The 17,652-nt window shown below is 39.8% G+C and carries 24 protein-coding genes and 1 pseudogene; 18 read left to right on the forward strand and 7 right to left on the reverse strand.

Annotation, left to right across the window (positions count from 1 at the left end):
• Positions 1-255, reverse strand: coding sequence for a hypothetical protein (locus HF974_07270; GenBank protein MBC2698127.1), 255 nt, complete (start codon positions 253-255; stop codon positions 1-3).
• 36 nt (positions 256-291) lie between these two features.
• Between HF974_07270 and HF974_07275 the strand changes: the two genes are divergently transcribed.
• From HF974_07275 to HF974_07285, 3 genes are all read left to right on the forward strand, one after another.
• The gene (locus HF974_07275; protein ID MBC2698128.1) at positions 292-582 is read left to right on the forward strand and encodes a hypothetical protein; all 291 of its coding nucleotides are present in this window, start codon (positions 292-294) and stop codon (positions 580-582) included.
• A 57-nt stretch (positions 583-639) separates the two neighbouring features.
• A complete protein-coding gene (locus HF974_07280) occupies positions 640-783 on the forward strand; it encodes a hypothetical protein (GenBank protein MBC2698129.1) in 144 nt (47 codons plus the stop codon).
• 230 nt (positions 784-1,013) lie between these two features.
• Positions 1,014-1,742, forward strand: a complete 729-nt coding sequence (locus tag HF974_07285) for a TIGR00266 family protein (GenBank protein ID MBC2698130.1) — start codon at positions 1,014-1,016, stop codon at positions 1,740-1,742.
• Here HF974_07285 and HF974_07290 read toward each other — a convergent pair.
• Positions 1,739-2,923 (reverse strand): molybdopterin molybdotransferase MoeA, encoded by a 1,185-nt coding sequence (locus HF974_07290; protein ID MBC2698131.1) that lies wholly within the window; start codon positions 2,921-2,923, stop codon positions 1,739-1,741. The genes HF974_07285 and HF974_07290 overlap by 4 nt on opposite strands.
• A gap of 9 nt (positions 2,924-2,932) precedes the next feature.
• A complete protein-coding gene (locus HF974_07295; protein MBC2698132.1) occupies positions 2,933-3,205 on the reverse strand; it encodes a MoaD/ThiS family protein in 273 nt (90 codons plus the stop codon).
• Positions 3,206-3,469: 264 nt separating this feature from the next.
• Here HF974_07295 and HF974_07300 point away from each other — a divergent pair, with 264 nt between their 5' ends.
• From HF974_07300 to HF974_07310, 3 genes are all read left to right on the forward strand, one after another.
• On the forward strand, positions 3,470-3,769 hold the full coding sequence (locus HF974_07300; GenBank protein MBC2698133.1) for a hypothetical protein: 300 nt from the start codon (positions 3,470-3,472) through the stop codon (positions 3,767-3,769).
• 137 nt (positions 3,770-3,906) lie between these two features.
• The gene (locus tag HF974_07305) at positions 3,907-4,290 is read left to right on the forward strand and encodes a hypothetical protein (protein ID MBC2698134.1); all 384 of its coding nucleotides are present in this window, start codon (positions 3,907-3,909) and stop codon (positions 4,288-4,290) included.
• Positions 4,291-4,406: 116 nt separating this feature from the next.
• Positions 4,407-5,264 (forward strand): hypothetical protein, encoded by an 858-nt coding sequence (locus HF974_07310; GenBank protein ID MBC2698135.1) that lies wholly within the window; start codon positions 4,407-4,409, stop codon positions 5,262-5,264.
• Between the two features lie 187 nt (positions 5,265-5,451).
• On the opposite strand, the gene HF974_07315 is transcribed toward HF974_07310, so the two are convergent.
• Positions 5,452-5,922, reverse strand: coding sequence for an IS1 family transposase (locus HF974_07315; GenBank protein ID MBC2698136.1), 471 nt, complete (start codon positions 5,920-5,922; stop codon positions 5,452-5,454).
• Positions 5,923-6,078: 156 nt separating this feature from the next.
• On the opposite strand from HF974_07315, the gene HF974_07320 reads away from it, so the two are divergent.
• From HF974_07320 to HF974_07340, 5 genes and pseudogenes are all read left to right on the forward strand, one after another.
• Positions 6,079-6,564 carry a 3-isopropylmalate dehydratase small subunit gene (locus HF974_07320; protein MBC2698137.1) on the forward strand — a complete coding sequence of 162 codons (486 nt, stop codon included), beginning with the start codon at positions 6,079-6,081 and terminating at the stop codon, positions 6,562-6,564.
• Positions 6,561-7,691, forward strand: a pseudogene (locus HF974_07325) (isocitrate/isopropylmalate dehydrogenase family protein). Before HF974_07320 ends, HF974_07325 begins: the two are co-directional and overlap by 4 nt.
• 315 nt (positions 7,692-8,006) lie before the next feature.
• Positions 8,007-8,897 carry a hypothetical protein gene (locus HF974_07330; GenBank protein MBC2698138.1) on the forward strand — a complete coding sequence of 297 codons (891 nt, stop codon included), beginning with the start codon at positions 8,007-8,009 and terminating at the stop codon, positions 8,895-8,897.
• Position 8,898: 1 nt separating this feature from the next.
• Entirely contained in the window at positions 8,899-9,558 is a 660-nt protein-coding gene (locus HF974_07335) for a hypothetical protein (protein ID MBC2698139.1), read from the forward strand.
• Positions 9,559-9,560: 2 nt separating this feature from the next.
• Positions 9,561-11,711 carry a tetratricopeptide repeat protein gene (locus tag HF974_07340; protein ID MBC2698140.1) on the forward strand — a complete coding sequence of 717 codons (2,151 nt, stop codon included), beginning with the start codon at positions 9,561-9,563 and terminating at the stop codon, positions 11,709-11,711.
• A 23-nt stretch (positions 11,712-11,734) separates the two neighbouring features.
• Here the strand turns inward: HF974_07340 and HF974_07345 are convergent, their stop codons facing one another.
• Entirely contained in the window at positions 11,735-12,217 is a 483-nt protein-coding gene (locus HF974_07345; GenBank protein MBC2698141.1) for a hypothetical protein, read from the reverse strand.
• 276 nt (positions 12,218-12,493) lie between these two features.
• Here HF974_07345 and HF974_07350 point away from each other — a divergent pair, with 276 nt between their 5' ends.
• A complete protein-coding gene (locus HF974_07350; GenBank protein MBC2698142.1) occupies positions 12,494-13,039 on the forward strand; it encodes a hypothetical protein in 546 nt (181 codons plus the stop codon).
• A 139-nt stretch (positions 13,040-13,178) separates the two neighbouring features.
• Entirely contained in the window at positions 13,179-13,976 is a 798-nt protein-coding gene (locus HF974_07355; protein ID MBC2698143.1) for a hypothetical protein, read from the forward strand.
• Between the two features lie 13 nt (positions 13,977-13,989).
• Here HF974_07355 and HF974_07360 read toward each other — a convergent pair whose 3' ends face one another.
• Positions 13,990-14,310: a hypothetical protein gene (locus tag HF974_07360; protein ID MBC2698144.1), complete on the reverse strand. Its 321-nt coding sequence runs from the start codon at positions 14,308-14,310 to the stop codon at positions 13,990-13,992.
• A gap of 477 nt (positions 14,311-14,787) precedes the next feature.
• Here HF974_07360 and HF974_07365 point away from each other — a divergent pair, with 477 nt between their 5' ends.
• The 5 genes from HF974_07365 (at position 14,788) to HF974_07385 (ending at position 16,871) form a co-directional block, all read left to right on the forward strand.
• On the forward strand, positions 14,788-15,048 hold the full coding sequence (locus HF974_07365; protein MBC2698145.1) for a hypothetical protein: 261 nt from the start codon (positions 14,788-14,790) through the stop codon (positions 15,046-15,048).
• Positions 15,049-15,052: 4 nt separating this feature from the next.
• Positions 15,053-15,382, forward strand: coding sequence for a hypothetical protein (locus HF974_07370; protein MBC2698146.1), 330 nt, complete (start codon positions 15,053-15,055; stop codon positions 15,380-15,382).
• A 476-nt stretch (positions 15,383-15,858) separates the two neighbouring features.
• Positions 15,859-16,008, forward strand: a complete 150-nt coding sequence (locus HF974_07375; GenBank protein MBC2698147.1) for a hypothetical protein — start codon at positions 15,859-15,861, stop codon at positions 16,006-16,008.
• 399 nt (positions 16,009-16,407) lie between these two features.
• Positions 16,408-16,632 carry a type II toxin-antitoxin system HicB family antitoxin gene (locus HF974_07380; GenBank protein MBC2698148.1) on the forward strand — a complete coding sequence of 75 codons (225 nt, stop codon included), beginning with the start codon at positions 16,408-16,410 and terminating at the stop codon, positions 16,630-16,632.
• A complete protein-coding gene (locus HF974_07385) occupies positions 16,632-16,871 on the forward strand; it encodes a type II toxin-antitoxin system HicA family toxin (GenBank protein ID MBC2698149.1) in 240 nt (79 codons plus the stop codon). The genes HF974_07380 and HF974_07385 overlap by 1 nt, the downstream gene beginning before the upstream one ends.
• Positions 16,872-17,018: 147 nt before the next feature.
• Here HF974_07385 and HF974_07390 read toward each other — a convergent pair whose 3' ends face one another.
• The gene (locus HF974_07390) at positions 17,019-17,177 is read right to left on the reverse strand and encodes a hypothetical protein (GenBank protein MBC2698150.1); all 159 of its coding nucleotides are present in this window, start codon (positions 17,175-17,177) and stop codon (positions 17,019-17,021) included.
• Positions 17,178-17,652: the final 475 nt, after the last annotated feature.

The following is a 17,652-nucleotide window of genomic DNA, read 5'->3' on the forward strand; positions in this document are numbered from 1 at the left end:
TTATTGATTATAATTCAATGTTATTATCCCAGATGAGATAGATTTCATTTGATTTGTACACACGCTTTTAGTTTTGGGACAGCCTGTATGCGTACTTTTTTCTTTAGCCGCTTTACTTTTTTTCCCGCTCTTCCCCTGCTCCGCCTTTATCCTCTCAAGTAGCATATCAGCGGGCTCATACATAATCCCTGCCCTCCCGCCTGGCAAGCTCAGCCTCGGTCTCAACAAGATGGATTCAGGTGGGACATTTTTCATGAATATGCCTGTAAGAAGCTCAGATTATCTTCAGGGATGATCAAACGGGCAAAGCTTCTTTTTAAAACTGGCCAGTTGAATGTATGGATAATCTCGAAAGAAGATATCTTCCTTCTTAAAAGCGTCACCCAACGTGATGACGATGAGCATGATCTGCTAGTACTGGCAAGATCAGGACTTAACTGGGAGGCCATATTAACAGAATGTATCGCTCAATCCAGATACGATATGATGTGTGAAATTGACCTTTATGATAAGTTGGATAAACTTAGAACTTCCTATGGTCTTGAAACACCGATTGGTGAGCGCATTTTAAAAAAATCTTAGGAGCAGATGGAACGATGATTTGAAGATGCAATACTTGAAGAACTGTCTGTAAATTCAATGACACTGGCCGAACTGCTCGAAAGATTCAGATGTAATAAAGAAATATTATTGTCATCTCTTACTGAACTGGAAATATTAGGTAGAATAGAACAGATAAAAAGCAAATTTACAATCAAGTGTGTCGAGGATTCTCCCCGTTAATCATAAAAATCTTACATAAATACGCCAATCATTCCTATAATAGAAATACAGTATGCGGGGGAAGGGATTCGAACCCTTGAACTCCTATGAGAAAATGAGATATAAAAGATGAGCATCTATTTTAATACCCCTTACCTTCCAGTCCCATACCCGTGACTTCTCAAATAATACCTATATACTATAAACAAAGTATAACTATATAAAAAAAACTACATTGGAGGAAATAAGTAATGGAATATGAAATAACAGGAGACAATCTCCAGCTGGTAACACTTCACCTGCAGGGAGGCGAAACAGTCTATGCCGAAGCCGGTGTCATGAACCACATGAGCAGCAATATAGATATGCAGGCCAAGGCCAAAGGCGGTCTTATGAAAGGCTTAAAGCGTATGGTCAGCGGCGAATCATTCTTTATTACAGAATTCACGGCCCAGGGTGACGGATTTGTAGCATTTGGCGGCAATGTCCCTGGCAAGATAGAAGCAATACCGATCAGCTCCGGCAACGAATTCCTGGCGCAGCGGGATGCATTCCTGTGTGCTGAAAACGGAGTGGATATGGACGTGGAATTTACCAAAAAGCTTGGTGCGGGATTCTTTGGCGGAGAAGGGTTCATACTCCAGAAATACAGCGGACAGGGTACAGTGTTCATACACGCCTGCGGCGATTTTGTAGTCAAGGACCTGCAGCCCGGTGAGACACTGAAAGTAGATACAGGTTCATTAGTCGGGTTCGAATCATCTGTCCAGTATGACATTACAAGGGCAGGCGGTATCAAGACATCTCTGTTCGGCGGTGAAGGCCTGTTCCTGACAACACTCACAGGACCGGGCAGGGTAATCATCCAGTCACTTAGCATCGCCAACCTGGCGGCTGCACTTGCACCCCATATGTCAATAGGGGATTCGGGCAGTAGCGGCAGTGGCGGCCTCTCTATCGGCAAACTTATCGGCGATTAGAATAAGAAAACATCAACTACAGTGCCTGCTCCGTATCCTTCGATATTGGGCGGCACCACCACATATCCATCGGCCCTGGCAACTGAGCTCAGTATCCCGGCACCCGATACCATTAATGGTTCAACCTCGTCCTGCCTTATTTGTACGCGCACAAAAGTGTGATATCCCTGGCGGGATGTGATCTTTTCCATAAGAGGTAACCGTATCACTGTAGGTGGACGATTTGGAAAATGTCCGAGTATCCTGATAGCCTCCTTCCCGAAAACTAAAAGTGCAATAAGACCTGCAACAGGATAACCTGGCATACAAAGCACTGGCTTATTATCCACAACTCCCAGGGCTGTTGGTTTGCCAGGGCTTATGGCCACGCCGTGTACCAGCAGTTCACCTAAGGTTTCTACAGCAGCAGGCACATGGTCACGCTCACCCACTGATGTGCCGCCGCTGATGATTATCATATCGGCATCTGACCCTGCCACTATGGACTGCTCTATGAGTTGTGGGTTATCGGTGACTATCTTGCTGATCCTGGGGATACCGCCCATTTTGTTGACAAATGAGGCAGTCATCAGGCTGTTGGTCTCCCATACCTGTCCGGGCTCCAGGGATGCCCCTCTTTCCACAACTTCTTCACCGGTCGGTATAATCGCAACCAATGGCCTGTGGAATACCTCTACATCCACGATACCGGTTGATGCCAGTACTGCCAGGTCCCAGGGACGCAGCTGGTGTCCTGTACTGAAAAGTCGCTCACCGGCAGCCACATCTTCACCTATTCCGCCCACATGTTTTTCCGGGTGTACCTGTGCCATAACCTCTACAACACCATCCAAAGACCTGGTATCCTCCAGCATCACAACCGCATCAGCACCAGGGGGCATGGCCGAACCGGTATGCACCCGCTGGCAGGTGTCAGGAGTAACATCTTTTTCTGTCAGTGTAAAGACGATCGGTGATGATGTAGATGCACCAAGTGTATCGGCAGCGTTCACTGCATACCCGTCCATGGCAGCACGCCTGTAATGGGGCACGTCACAGTCGGCAATCACTTCAGAAGCAAGCACCCTGCTTTGTGCATTTTCGATGGGAATGCTCTCAATACTTTTTATCGGCTGAATTGTATCGAAAAATGTCTTTCTTGCAGTGTCCAAATCCACACGTGACCTGAATAATTTATCCATAAACTTCCTTCAACCGCCAGATACGGGCGGGAATAAGGTGATCTCGTCGCCATCATTGAGTACAGTGTCCAGGCCGTCCTTGTCCTTAACACTGATACCGTTGACCATAACATGGATGAACGGGTGTATCTCGCCGTTTTTGATGATCAGTTCTCCGAGGCCGTCATATTTACCTATAAGAATATCTATTACTTCACGAAGATCACTGCCGTCGGCTTCGATCTTTGCTTTTCCGACCTGTTCCCTGAGGTTTGCGAATAATTTTATTGTGACTTTAGCCATATGAACTCTCAAGTTAATGCTGTTATTATAAATATTTTCGTCGGGGTTTTTACTTCAATCCTTAATATGACTTCAACAGTTTATCGAGGCAGTCCAACAAATCAAAATTTCAAGCTACGAAAATTACATATATCGATAACGAAATGCGTTTATAATTTCCGATACGTTGAAAAAAGATTGTGTTAAATGAACTTTGAAGGGAAAATATTATTGCTCATGGTCCATAACATGTAATATAATATTGATGTGTGGGCGTGTTCATGGATGATAAGAAAACAGAACGATGATGTAGATGAGGTCAGTATTGGAACAATAATCATAATCATTGGCCTTTTGTTTATATTATTTACACCCGTTTTCTCTGATTTTTTTTATATTCCCAGGGAAATAACAGGATATGAAGATAAGACTACCAGAATTGGAAGCAATATTTCTCAGTTCACTTTTATTTCGATAGGTATATTAACAATCTTTATCGGATGTTGTATCTTTTTCAGGAATTTTATGAATATCACTATTGACTATCTGGTGGATAAGTGGAATAAAAAGAAAAGGGGCCAGTGATTGCCCCGTATTTATCTAAGATACTCTATCTCGTGCATGACCATCATAGACCTTTCGACGAACTTTTTTCAGTATATAAGGGATTATGGGTAATATTATATTCAGGTAAATGCATGGTTTGGGAAGGGGTGAAACAAATGAACAAGTATCTGAAAATTGTCTTATTCGGTTTTCTTCTCTGGTTAATTCCGTTTATCGCCGCGTTCCCGTTCGTGGACCAAAGTGGCAGCTTCCTGATTCCTGAGACGTTTTTTAAGTCTATAATGATCGTTGTAGGCGGTCTTGTCGGTGTGACCCTGGCAGTTGCATACTTCAAGGAAATCGGGACAGATCATGTCAAGGAAGGAATCACCATAGGAGTGGTCTGGTTAGTGATAAACCTGGGTCTTGACCTGGTGTTCGTATCAATGGGATTTTTCCCTATGACAGTTACCCAGTATTTCACCGACATCGGCCTGCGCTACCTCAGCATACCCATTTATACTACAGGTATGGGATATGCCCTTATGCGAAAAATGTAAATGACTGGATCATGAGATAGTGCCATAGATAATGTAGCATTTATAGCATTAAACAGGTGTAGAACATTGAAAAGAATAACACATTTTTTATATATTCTAAACAACCTTTATCCACTATGGTCACCCTATTTGAACCACCTATGATATTCTCATTGACAATAGCAGCTTGTTACATGATGACCCTGCTATTTTTATTTCTAATATCAATAATTGGCATAACCATATATAAAAATAAAAAAGCCACCCAGGAACTATCCTTGTTAAAACCCATTTTTATCAAACTCTTACAGGGTAAAACAGGCGAAATAGCCGCCGTCATGAAGGTATCAAATCCTGTTGGTGACCTCATGGATATGGATGTTCCGATGCATAAGATAGAGAAATTGCGTCGTGAAATGGTACAAAGTGGTGAACATGAACATTTACTATGGGTGTCTGTACTTGTATGTGCTGCTTACCAGGATGATGCAGGTTATAAAGAAGAGATCGTAGACCTGATGAAAAAAGACCTCAAATCCCGGGGTTTATCTGAAGATGCAGAAAAACTCCCACCTCTTTGCAAACATACCTTTTCACCATATTCCTTTTTCAAGATCATTCTATTCCTGCTGGATAAAAATATCCCACATGTTAGTTCTGGCTCATTGTTCATAGAGATTCGAAAATATTTTAAGAATTATACTGTTACAAAAGCTCTGACTGTCACTGGAAAATTCAAGGTAATACTTACAATGATCAAATATATTGTTTTAGCTGCGACTGGATTCGTAATGTCATGGCTGCTATTCCTTTTCAGTTACCTGTTACCGGAAAGTGTTTTATGGCTCGTGTTGTTGAATGTAATCATTACTGTTGCAGCTACATTATTTGTATTATGGAATATCATGCAAAAACAAGTAAATCCCAGGTCGTATGAGGAGATCGAAGCTGATATCATATCAGATATTCCTGCTTTCCGGATACGACCAACATGATCATAGCTGCCCATGTCCATATATTCCCTGGAAAGATGTAATCACTGCAGTATAAGAACTGGAACGTCAGTACGTCGTAATTGCCATTGGCAGTGCAACTGTGGGCAGTGTACTTAATTAGACCGCATAATTAAAATTGAAAAATTCCTCCCAATTTCATAAGCAACATTAAGATAAGACCCTCTCGTCATGAAAGTGAATATCCAGGCATCACCTTCGATATCTGAATTAGAGCTTCCTGACTCAACTTTTTTTTGTTTTTTTTTATGAATGTCCACATTTCATCAACCTCAGATTGTCCAAGTTTTACATCATGAAGAAGAATAGAATTTACAAAATCAGCATGCAAGGCAAGATCCTCTATTAAATTTCCAATTGTATCCCTGTGGTGGCCTGTTATTCGTTCAATCGATCTGATACCATTTTTCTCTACAAGGTGTTTGCAGATGTTGATTATCTCAGGTTTTGAAAGATGTTTATGATACAGCGGTGTATTCGCTGTTTCAACAAACCATCTACTACAGTGATTACAATAGTATTGTTGATGTCCTGCTCGATTTTTTCCACGCTTTAGTATATCTTTTCCTTCCTCTGTCAAGAAATATTTGCATTCTGGATTCTGACATGTAATATCGATTTTACTTCGAGGTCTAGCCATGTAACATCACAAAAATAATAATGGATATCATATTATCTAAATTAAGCGGTCCATTTTGGGACACTGCCAAAATTTAAAGCTTACACAACCGATGTTAAGCAAAATACTATAATCTTTTGATCCTATCTATAACCTCAAATCATGGAGCAGAATACAATGAATGGAAATGTTTGGAAATTTGGGAACGATATCGATACCGATGCTGTCATACCTGGCAGGTATCTTACTATCAATACACCGAAAGAACTGGCAGAGCATGCTTTTGAAGGTGTAAGACCAGAATTCGCAGGTGAGGTCAACCCAGGCGATATCATCATCGGAGGAACCAACTTCGGCTGCGGTTCGAGCAGGGAACATGCACCCCTGGCACTAAAAGGTGCACAGTTGAAATGCATCATTGCCAAAAGCTTTGCCCGCATCTTTTTCAGGAACTCCATCAATATAGGTCTGCCACTTCTGGAATGCGCTGAGACGGACCGCATCCGGGAAGGGGATGAACTTGACGTGGATATTGCATCAGGCATCATTACTAACAAGACCAAAAACGAAACTTACCAGGCCACGGGCCTGCCTGATTTCCTGCGCAGTATAGTGGATGCCGGGGGACTTATCGAATTCACCAGGCAGCAGGTGAGCGCATGAGCCAGTATAAGATACCAGTGATAGCAGGGGACGGCATCGGTCCCGAGATCATTGCAGAGGGGCGCAAGGTCATTGATGCAGCCGGTGAGGTGTATGGTTTTGATGTGGACTGGATAGATTACCCCCAAGGAGCTGACCATTACCTTGAGACCGGGGAGCTTATCTCTGAGGATGCGCTTAAGGAACTGAATACATACGACAATATTTACCTTGGGAGTATCGGTGATCCCAGGATTGCGCCAGGTGTGCTTGAAAAAGGCATTCTGCTTGCGGCACGGTTCTATTTTGACCAGTATATCAACCTGCGGCCGATCAAGCTGCTGGAAGGCGTGTAGTGCCCTATCAAGGATAAGACGCCGGAAGATATCGACTTCACTGTGGTGCGGGAGAATACTGAGGATTTCTATATTGGTATTGGCGGCAGGGCAAAGCGAGGCGAGAGCAAGGCTGTGCTGGAGGTGGAGCGCACATTGTATAATGCCAGGTTCGGGCTGGATATCGAGACTGACAGCGAGGAGATAGGATACCAGATCGGTATGATAAGCAAGGAGGGGACCCAGCGGGTGATAAAGTATGCTTTTGAGCTGGCTGTGGGGCGCAAGAAGCATGTATCGTCAGTGGATAAGGCCAATGTGCTCACTGATATCTACGGTTTCTGGCGCGAGGAGTTCGAGTCTGTTGCGAGCGGGTACCCGGACGTGACCACTGATTTTAATTTTGTTGATGCGGTTACTATGTGGTTCGTGAAGGACCCTGAGTTCTTTGATGTGGTGGTTACGCCCAATATGTTCGGGGATATCATCACTGACCTGGGCGCTATGGTGCAGGGTGGACTGGGACTGGCACCGGGCGGTAATATCAATCCCGAGGGCACCAGCATGTTCGAGCCTATTCATGGTAGTGCGCCGAAGTATACGGGTATGAACCGGGCCAACCCGATTGCTACTATCTGGGCCGGGGCTATGATGGTGGAGCAGATGGGCGAGAAGGGGGCTGCCGATGCTATTGTGGCTGCTATTGAGCGGGATATCAAGGAGGGGAAGGTGCTGACTAAGGATATGGGGGGTAGTGGTGGTACTTCTGATGTGGGTGATGAGATTGCGAGGCTTGTGAGGGAGATGGCTTGAGGTAGAGGGTTGTGTGGGGATATGCAGGAGGGGGGCCTGTGTATCCTGCCGGTTGATGTGGTAAAGGGGGGCTCTGGAAAGGGGGCTGTGACCTGCGCTTGGCTGGGTGGCAATATCGAAAAATTAATAAGATAAATTACATATTGTTAAATGTGATTAAAATCTCCTATAGCAGGTATTTCAGTTCATAATATGTATAATCTAATATGAAATATACCTGAAAACACTATAATCTTTGGAAATTGTTGGTTACGAGAAGATTAGAATTTACATATTTATGGTATCATTTAAAGTGAAAAAGAGTCGATCAGTCCAATGTCTAAATCAGCAAATGAATCGAATAATATAATTTTCCTTGATGAAATTTTTGGAATTAGAGCATTTGGGCTTATTTTCTATGGAGTGTTGCCATCTATACTTTTTCTTATTGGTGTTTTAGAGGTTAAAATATATAACACCATAGAAAGTGCGCAATTTTTCATTATAATACCCATCATTCCGATTGCTATCTTTATCTTTTCACTTATTAGAAATCGTCTTAAGGGCTTTTATTTAACTACAGATTTTCTTAACATCCGCAGTATTATGATTACTGCTATAACTCTTTTAATATCCACTGTAATCTTTGGACTTTCTGGAGTTATTCAAGGCAAATATGTTTTCGTAATACCTCATAATTGGAATGAAAGTATGGATTTATTGAAGTCTGGACCAAATTTTGAGCCTTTCCTTTTAGCAATTGCCAGTTTACTTATAGCTTCAACATTATTTTTTACTGTTGTTACAAAAGAAGTCAATTTACCTGCATTACCACCAGTGAAATTTGTTAAATTAATCATAGAAGTTCAGGACAATATGAAATTATTGAAAAGTAACCCGATTTGGAATGAATGTGTTTCAATGGAAGATGATAAATTGATTAATCTGGCTAACAAAATTGAATATTTATTGGATCAAGCAATTAATATTAAAATAAGTTTTGATCTCCAAAATTCTCTTAAACCAGTACATGACGATATAACAAACTTTATCAAAGTATTAAAATATGTTAAATGTAGTGCTAATGAGAAATTAAAAAAAGAGACTTGGGAAATATATTTTGCAAATATAATATCACTTTCTCCGGACCAGAAAATGCGTCGTGAACGCGATAACGAAATTTGTAATTCCATAAATAGTATAAAAAGATTAAAATTGGAAGATTGATATGGCAGATATTATCTATTATGCAGTTATTGCTTTAAAAGCAGAAGAGGTAGAAGATGTAATTAGTTCACTTGATGAGGATGGATTGACTGATTTATCCAAATGGCTTGCAAAGCATAAAGATTCAATATATGGCAAACGACCAGAAGATTGGAAACCTTTTGAAGATAAGAGTATTTCTGAAATAATTGAAGAAAATGAAACGAAATGCTATAGATGTCAATCAATTTCAAGTCTAGATGAAGATTGTACAAATACTGATATTCTTTCAGGTATTAACGTCTTTTTTATTGATGTGTTTGCTATGTATTTACAAAAATATCAAAATTTGGCAATAAGAGTTGATCACGCGTTTAGGCATGCTGAAGAAAGCAAATGCTGTCTTTTAATGAATTATACACTCCCGGTTAATCTCCAAGATCAACTAGAAGAACAATATAGTAGTACTTGGAATCAAGTTTTAAAAGAATATGAAAAAGGGTCTCTGCATAGAGTAGCAGCAAGGGTTAATGATTTGAATAATTTTAAAAATTTTGTCAAGCACTATCTTGAAAATGAAGAATTCCCAAATCCTAGAGCTAAGAGGGATATGGGCAAATATTATCAAGATCATGATATACCAACTGATGATGAATATAAGCCTGGTTTTGGAGGAGATTAACAATGTCTGATTACAATTCGAAAATAATTACTTTTTATTCTTATAAAGGTGGGGTCGGCAGAAGTATGGCTTTGGCCAATGTAGCTTGGTTATTAGCTAATAAATATGGACATAAAGTATTATTGGTTGATTGGGATTTAGAAGCACCAGGTTTGCATAAGTTTTTTAACATAAAGGAAAATGAAATTAAAACTGGCTTAATTGACCTATTTTATGACTATAAAACTTTGTTAAAAGAAGATCATCCCATCACCAATGATGAATTTATTGACTTAGATCAATACATCATGAAATTGCCATGTAATTTTGACAAAGGTTCTTTATCGATCTTACCCGCTGGGAAAACGGATGATGGTAATTATGCAAATCAAGTTAACAATTTTGAATGGGATGATTTTTACAAAAACTGGCATGGTTTTGGATTTATTGAGTACCTTAAAGATAAATTAAAAAGCAAAGCTGATTTTGTTCTTATTGATAGTAGAACTGGTATTACAGATATTGGTGGAATTTGCACCTTACAAATGCCTGATGTGGTTGTCCTTTTATTTTCATTGAATGAACAGTGCATATCCGGTACTGAGATGATTGCTGAAAAAATATTGACTAAGTCATCAGATGTAGTGGAACAACAAAATCCGCCGAAAATTATCTTAATCCCTTCACGTATTGACAAAAACCTTGAAATAGATACTAAACATGAATGGGAATTGAAGTCCGCTAGGCGTCTAAAAAAATACATCGAATTACCCGAGGATAAATCCTTAGATTACATTAAAGAGAATTCTATTCCTTATGTTGGGTTCTACAGCTTCGGTGAAATCCTGGCAGTGAAAAAAGAACCAAAAGAAGAACCTGCCAAATCACTTGAAAATCTTACTAGAATGATTAGAATGGCATCAGGATGTGAAGAAGACGCCTTGGAAGTCTTTGAGAAAGCTATTGAGATCAAACCGGATGATTTCAGTGCATGGTATAACAAAGGTAATACACTTGTTAATCTCGGAAGATATGAAGATGCCTTAGAAGCTTTTGAGAAAGCTACTGAGATCAAACCGGATAATCTTCGTGCATGGATTAACAAAGGTAATACTCTTGATGATCTTGGAAGAAATGAAGATGCCTTGGAAGTCTTTGAGAAAGCTATTGAGATCAAACCGGATGATTTTCGTGTATTGAATAACAAAGGTACTGCTCTTGCAAATCTCGGAAGATATGAAGATGCCTTAGAAGCCTTTGAGAAAGCTATTGAAATCAAACCGGATACCTATACATGGTATAACCAAGGTAATACTCTTGGTCATCTCGGAAGATATGAAGATGCCTTAGAAGCCTTTGAGAAAGCTATTGAGATCAAACCGGATAATTTTCATGCATGGATTAACAAAGGTAATACTCTTGGTAATCTCAAAAGATATGAAGATGCCTTAGAAGCCTTTGAGAAAGCTATTGAGATCAAACCAGATGATTTCAGTGCATGGTATAACAAAGGTAATACTTTTGATGATCTTGTAAGATATGAAGATGCCTTAGAAGCCTTTGAGAAAGCTACTGAGATCAAACCGGATAATTTTCATGCATGGTATAACAAAGGTATTACTCTTGATGATCTTGGAAGATATGAAGATGCCTTAGAAGTCTATGAGAAAGCTATTGAGATCAAACCAGATGCCAAAGCATGGTATAACAAAGGTACTGCTCTTGGTAATCTCGGAAGATATGAAGATGCCTTAGAAGCCTTTGAGAAAGCTATTGAGATCAAACCGGATGATCTTCGTGCATTGAATAACAAAGGTACTACCCTTGATAATCTTGGAAGATATGAAGATGCCTTAGAAGCCTTTGAGAAAGCTATTGAGATCAAACCGGATGATTTCAGTGCATTGAATAATAAAGGTACAACTCTTAGTAATCTCGGAAGATATGAAGATGCCTTAGAAGTCTATGAAAAAGCTATTGAGATCAAACCGGATTATGACAGTTTATGGTATAATCGAGCGTGTGCTTTTTCTCTTACAAATAAAAAAGAGGATTCACTTTACAATTTGAAACGGGCAATTGAATTTGATAGCTCCTATAAAAGACAAGCAAAGAAGGACACAGATTTTGAAAAACTGTGGGATGATAGTGATTTTATCAAAATAGTTGAATAGGGCCGACATTTTCTGTCACTCTTCTATAAATTGTCAACGGCGGTGGAACGGCTGGGGCTACGAAGTTTTACTCCTTTTATTCCAGGCTGCCGCATCCACAGGATCTCCGCTTCCGGGTCAGGATGTTCAGGATGCATGGCCCCCAGTGGAATAATACCAGGATAATCCTTGCAGATGCCCGATATCCAGTTATTGATGCTTTCTACCTGGTCGGGACGAGTGGCAACTGAGAGGAGGACCTGTATGTCCTGCTGGTTGATGTGGTGGAAGAGTACTGGAAAGGGGACTGTGACCTGCACTCTGTTGTGGATGAGGTCTATGATACTTCGTCCCGGCTGCCGGGGTCTAAGGTGGGGGAGATACTGGTGTATGTGGGGTGCGGTCCTGCTGGTGGCCAATGGGATAATAAAGACGGCAAAGCAGCTGCCGAAAGTGTCAAGGACTGCGGTGTATGGCAGGGCAGCTCTCTGCTTGGCTGGGGCTTCCTGCGATTGGTGGGGTGGCAATATCGAAAAATTAATAAGACAAATCGCATAATGTTAAATGTGATTGAAATCTCCTCTAGAAGGTATTTCAGTTTATAATATGTATAAATCTAATATGAAATATACCTTAAAACACTATATACAGGCCTCGTTACATTTGTATGTGGTATTCCGTGACTGCGAAATGCTGGGTTTATGCTCGGTGAGTGATATGAGAAATAATTTAGAATAGTGAAATTATATATGTTCTACCTTATTTAGAAAAGTATATGCATAATTATCTTTAATTTATCTTATATGCTTTTTAAAAATTGTATATATTTAGTAATTTTTATCACATTTATTCTTTTTATAAGCGGGTGTACTGAAGAACCATATTATTATGATTCCGATCCCGAAATTGAAAATTTAGCTTATGATAAATATAGTGCACTAATTGATTTACAAAACAAAGGAAAAGACTTGACTAATGATGCAATACTTAATTATAATATTGGAGAGTATTCGACCGCCATATCATTAATTCAAAAAGCAGAGCAGAGCAATACCCAACTTAATGTAGAAATTGAATATTTTAAAGCTTTCATTAAAAATGAATATGAAAATGGCAATGTAAAAAAAGAAAATGCTGATTTTTACTTTAAACAATGTTTTGAATTTGAAGGATATTTAGAGGATAATCATCAATTTAATATATATCTGCAAAAAGCAGCAGAATCTGCAAAAAAAAGAAATATAAATGAAGCAAATAGATATCTTGACCTTGCTATGAACTCCTTATCAAGAGGAAATGAGCATATAGATAGAGTAAATTTAAATGCAGAATATTATGAATATATATAATTAGAGTCAACGTTGCTTAGATTAAAGCACCAGATCATCAGCCCTGATGCCTCCTGCTTCCTGTAGGATGGGGAATTTATGCTTGGATAGGTGAAAAGATTGTAGAAAAACTCAATCATTAATAAAATTCTATGAAATCATGGAAAATAAATTCACCAAAGAAAATTTTATAAGAATTCGTGCAGAAGTACTTCAGTTTCAACTCAAAACTCTTTATCCAGTCAAAGTTGGAAAGAATCCGAATAGAGTTAATCTGGTTTTTCTTAATCATGATCGCAATTTTTCTACATTTCTTACAATAAGAGATTTAGCTAAATATGACAGATTAGCGGATATTTATGCACTTTCCCGTTCAATGTTTGAGAGTATAATTTCAATGGGTTTGCTGTCAAAATATTTGATCGTAGATGATATTGAACGATATCAAAATTATCAATTTATAGAGATTTACAAGACATATAATCATCTTAAAGAACTTGGCTGTGAACATGTAAGTGGTGTTCAACCATCTGAGGTTGAATTTATTAATAAAAAACGAGAAGCATATAGAAAAAAATGGGGCAAAAATTCTCAATCTTGGACTGGAAAAAACTTGTTAGAAAATGTAAAGACAATTGATGATGATTATCCTTCTACTTACATTAATAGACATTTTTATGAATATTTATATTGCCAAGTTTATCGGAAGGGTTCGCAAGCAACTCATTCCAGTTTTGGTGGGATTTCAATAGGTGTAAATGTAGAACAATTATCGATACCAGGAAATATCCTGGCTCAAAGATTTAAAGTGGATGAAGCACATTTAATTTATTCTTGTTTCCATAGCCTACTCGTTTTTCTGAGTTCTATCAGATTTCTTGGTCAGCTTTTAACAAAAAAAATCGAAACTGAAAATTATTACCAAAAAATTGCAATGTATATTATTTCAGATGCTTAAATATTCCCAAGTATTAGCCTTGATGCCCCGTTTTTTCGGGGGTAGAGAGGTTGGGACTACGAAGTTTTATTCCTCTTATTCTAGGGAGCCGCATCCACATGCTTTCCACTTCCGGGTCCAGATGTTCAGGATGCATGGCCCCCAGTGAAATAATACAAGGATAATCCTTACAGATGCCCGATATCCAGCTATTGATGCTCTCTATCTGGTCAGGACGGGTGGCAACTGAGGGGAAACCTGTATGTCCTGCCGGTTGATATGTTAAAGGGAGTACTGGAAAGGGGACTGTGACCTGCGCTCTGTTGTGGATGAGGTCTATGATACTTCGGCCCAATTGCCGGGGTCAAAGATGGGAGAGTTACTGGTGTATGTGAGGCTGCAGTCTTGCTGTTGGCCAATGGGATAATCAGGAGGGAAAAGCAGCTGCCGGAAGTGGTAAGGACTGCGGTGTGGGGCAGGGCTGCACTCTGCCTGGCTGGGGCTTCCTGCGATTGGTGGGGTGGCAATATCGAAAAATTAATAAGACAAATCACATATTGTTAAATGTGATTGAAATATTCTATAGAAGGTATTTCAGTTTATAATATGTATAAATCTAATATGAAATTTACCTGAAAACACTATATACCGGCCTCGTTATATTTGTATAGGGTATACCGTGACTCCCCATAGGTTTATGGTGTAAACATTCATTTTCATAGCTAATAATGTTTCAGATAACGGAAATATTTATTTGAGATTAGTTATATAAGTATATATAACGATAGAAGAGATAAAGAAATGAGGTGAGAAAATGGCGGTAAGCAGCGAGATGAATATACTTCACTATCCACAATTGGATACTGTTCTTATGGTTGAAGAAACTATAAAAGAGCATAGCGGTGAATATAAGAAAAAATCTCTATGGGAGCACTTACCAAAGAAGATGATGTATCAGACCTATAATGTTACAATAAATTATCTTCTGGATTCTAGCAAGATAGCGATTGATAACGAAGGTAAGATTTGTTGGATATGGAATCCTGAGCTTGTAAGGAGATATCTTTCGGATTCTTCCTTGGCTGTAAGGTGATTTATTGGAATCCCGTGTAGTTTTTGCCGATTCCAAGTTAAAGGAGGCATTTGATAAATTAAAGGATACCCGTACTGAGGATAAGAATTTTTATATGTGGCTCAATCGTGCTTTTGATGATTTATCTAATGATCCATTTTGTGGCATTCAGATCCCGAAGAAACAAATACCAAAGATTTACATCAAGAAATATGGTATAGATAATTTATGGAAATATAACTTTCCGAATGCATGGCGTTTGATATATTCTGTAGTTCGTGATGAAATCATAGTTGTTACAATCATTCTTGAATGGATGAATCATAAAGAATATGAAAAGCGTTTCAATTATTAAATTCAGATATTTTGTTTCTCCATAAACCTTTCTCGCCAAAGTCCTTAACTTTCCGTTCGTACCTGTTCGGTGCTCACTCCAGGCTTATCAGCCACACACAACAGGTTCATATACGCCCCCCTCAACAAATACACGTCCCTCCTCATCTATCAGTGCTTATACTAACGTCCGACCTCCAGGCTGCCCCATCCACAGAATCTCCGCTTCCAGGTCCGGATGTTCAGGATGCATGGCCCCCAGTGGAATAATACCAGGCTTATCCTTACAGATGCCCGATATCCAGCTATTGATGCTTTCTACCTGGTCGGGACAGGTGGCAACTGAGAGGAAGACCTGTATGTCCTGCCGATTGATGTGGTAAGGGGGTTATGTAAAGGGGACGGTGACTTGTGCTTTGCTGTGGATGAGGTCTATGATACTTCGGCCCGGCTGCCGGGGTCAAAGGTGGGGGAGATACTGGTGTATGTGGGGCTGGGGTGAGTTGTAATGGGTTGATCGGAGGGGCTGCGGTCCTGTTGGTGGCCAATGGGATAATCAGGACGGCCAAGCAGCTGCCGGAAGTGTCAAGGACTGCGGTGTGGGGCAGGGCTGCACTCTGCCTGGCTGGGACTTCCTGTGATTGGTAGGGCGGCAATATCGAAAAATTAATAAGACAAATCACATATTGTTAAATGTGATTGAAATCTCCTATAGAAGGTATTTCAGTTCATAATATGTATAAATTTAATATGAAATATACCTAAAAACACTATATACAAGCCTCGTTACATTTGTATGGGGGTATACCGTTACTTCGTTGATCGCAGGGATTAATGACAGAGGTCGGGTTGGTTGTGTACTCGAAAGGAACTTATGGGGAGAGTGGGCGCAATGTAAATATATATCTGAATCGTTGGTATATACAAAATATCACAGATGTATTAGAGTTTTAGGAAAATATACATAATATTTATTTGAGTGAAAGGTTTAGGAAAGTAATTTCAAAAAATTTATGAGCAATACCATAAACTAAGGGGAATAATATGATGAAACAATTTAAAGTCATAGTTGAGAAACATCCTGATGGTTATGTGGCTTATCCACTAGGCTTCAAAGGTATAATTATTGGTGAAGGCGACACTTATGAGGAAGCATTAGCTGATGTAAAATCAGCTATTCACTTCCATATCGAAACTTTTGGTCAAGAGGTTCTTGAGGTTGAGTCACCTATACTGGAAGCCTTTGTAGACGAAGCTGGAGTAGCCATCTAATGACAAAGTTTCCAGTTGATGCTCCAAAAAGGAGAGTCATCAAGGCATTTGAACTTCTGGGATTTTGCCTTGTCCGAGAACGAGAACATATTGCGATGGTTCGTGAAAATCCTGATGACACACGGACTCCCTTGACGATGCCTAATCATACTCGAATCAAAGGCTCAACTTTGAGAACGATTTGTACACAAGCAAGTATCCCACGAAACGACTTCCTTAAGGCTTATGAGCAAACTTGAAAAATGCTACAGTTTATAAAAGAGTACATTTAGCTTTGTACCTTCCGGTATATAGTGTATTGCTTTCAGTTATAAATTAGCAAAAATCGGAAATGATATCCGAACTTTTTGTCATTTATGTACAACACGCACTTATCCACCCCATTTCTATCCAAGCTCATCCCACCCTCCGACCTCCAACCCGTGGATGCTCCGGACTTGCAGTCCGGTGGTGGCATGGTCAGGGCCATGAAGTTTTGTTCCTTTTATTCCAGGCTGCCGCATCCACAGGATCTCCGCTTCCGGGTCCGGGTGTTCAGGATGCATGGCTCCCCAGTAGAATAATACCAGGATAATCTTTACAGATGCCCGATATCCAGCTATTGATGCTTTCTACTTGGTCGGGACGGGTGGCAACTGAGAGAAGACCTGGATATCCTGCCGGTTGATATGGTGGAGGAGTACTGGAAAGGGGACTGTGGCCTGCGCTCTGTTGTGGATGAGGTCTATGATATTTTGGCCCGGCTGCCGGGGTAAAAGGTGGGGGAGATACTGGTGTATGTGGGGCTGGTGTGAGGTGTAATGGGTTGATCGGAAGGGCTGCACTCTGCATGGCTGGGGCTTCATGCGATTGGTGGGGTGGCAATATCGAAAAATTAATAAGACAAATCAGATATTGTTAAATGTGATTGAAATCTCCTATACAAGTTGTCCCAAAACTAATTCACATTATACAATTCGATCAAATTTTATCTCAATTAGGCAATTATTAATTGTAATTTAATATTATTATCCAAAAAGG

This window comes from ANME-2 cluster archaeon, from assembly GCA_014237145.1.
Taxonomy (GTDB): domain Archaea; phylum Halobacteriota; class Methanosarcinia; order Methanosarcinales; family Methanocomedenaceae; genus Methanocomedens_A.

Bases quoted from the DNA above. Each gene is read 5' to 3' on its own strand.
- HF974_07270 (MBC2698127.1), bottom strand. From the start codon at position 255: ATGAAAAATGTCCCACCTGAATCCATCTTGTTGAGACCGAGGCTGAGC.
- HF974_07275 (MBC2698128.1), top strand. From the start codon at position 292: ATGATCAAACGGGCAAAGCTTCTTTTTAAAACTGGCCAGTTGAATGTA.
- HF974_07280 (MBC2698129.1), top strand. From the start codon at position 640: ATGACACTGGCCGAACTGCTCGAAAGATTCAGATGTAATAAAGAAATA.
- HF974_07285 (MBC2698130.1), top strand. From the start codon at position 1,014: ATGGAATATGAAATAACAGGAGACAATCTCCAGCTGGTAACACTTCAC.
- HF974_07290 (MBC2698131.1), bottom strand. From the start codon at position 2,923: ATGGATAAATTATTCAGGTCACGTGTGGATTTGGACACTGCAAGAAAG.
- HF974_07295 (MBC2698132.1), bottom strand. From the start codon at position 3,205: ATGGCTAAAGTCACAATAAAATTATTCGCAAACCTCAGGGAACAGGTC.
- HF974_07300 (MBC2698133.1), top strand. From the start codon at position 3,470: ATGATAAGAAAACAGAACGATGATGTAGATGAGGTCAGTATTGGAACA.
- HF974_07305 (MBC2698134.1), top strand. From the start codon at position 3,907: ATGAACAAGTATCTGAAAATTGTCTTATTCGGTTTTCTTCTCTGGTTA.
- HF974_07310 (MBC2698135.1), top strand. From the start codon at position 4,407: ATGGTCACCCTATTTGAACCACCTATGATATTCTCATTGACAATAGCA.
- HF974_07315 (MBC2698136.1), bottom strand. From the start codon at position 5,922: ATGGCTAGACCTCGAAGTAAAATCGATATTACATGTCAGAATCCAGAA.
- HF974_07320 (MBC2698137.1), top strand. From the start codon at position 6,079: ATGAATGGAAATGTTTGGAAATTTGGGAACGATATCGATACCGATGCT.
- HF974_07330 (MBC2698138.1), top strand. From the start codon at position 8,007: ATGTCTAAATCAGCAAATGAATCGAATAATATAATTTTCCTTGATGAA.
- HF974_07335 (MBC2698139.1), top strand. From the start codon at position 8,899: ATGGCAGATATTATCTATTATGCAGTTATTGCTTTAAAAGCAGAAGAG.
- HF974_07340 (MBC2698140.1), top strand. From the start codon at position 9,561: ATGTCTGATTACAATTCGAAAATAATTACTTTTTATTCTTATAAAGGT.
- HF974_07350 (MBC2698142.1), top strand. From the start codon at position 12,494: ATGCTTTTTAAAAATTGTATATATTTAGTAATTTTTATCACATTTATT.
- HF974_07355 (MBC2698143.1), top strand. From the start codon at position 13,179: ATGGAAAATAAATTCACCAAAGAAAATTTTATAAGAATTCGTGCAGAA.
- HF974_07365 (MBC2698145.1), top strand. From the start codon at position 14,788: ATGAATATACTTCACTATCCACAATTGGATACTGTTCTTATGGTTGAA.
- HF974_07380 (MBC2698148.1), top strand. From the start codon at position 16,408: ATGAAACAATTTAAAGTCATAGTTGAGAAACATCCTGATGGTTATGTG.
- HF974_07385 (MBC2698149.1), top strand. From the start codon at position 16,632: ATGACAAAGTTTCCAGTTGATGCTCCAAAAAGGAGAGTCATCAAGGCA.
- HF974_07390 (MBC2698150.1), bottom strand. From the start codon at position 17,177: ATGCATCCTGAACACCCGGACCCGGAAGCGGAGATCCTGTGGATGCGG.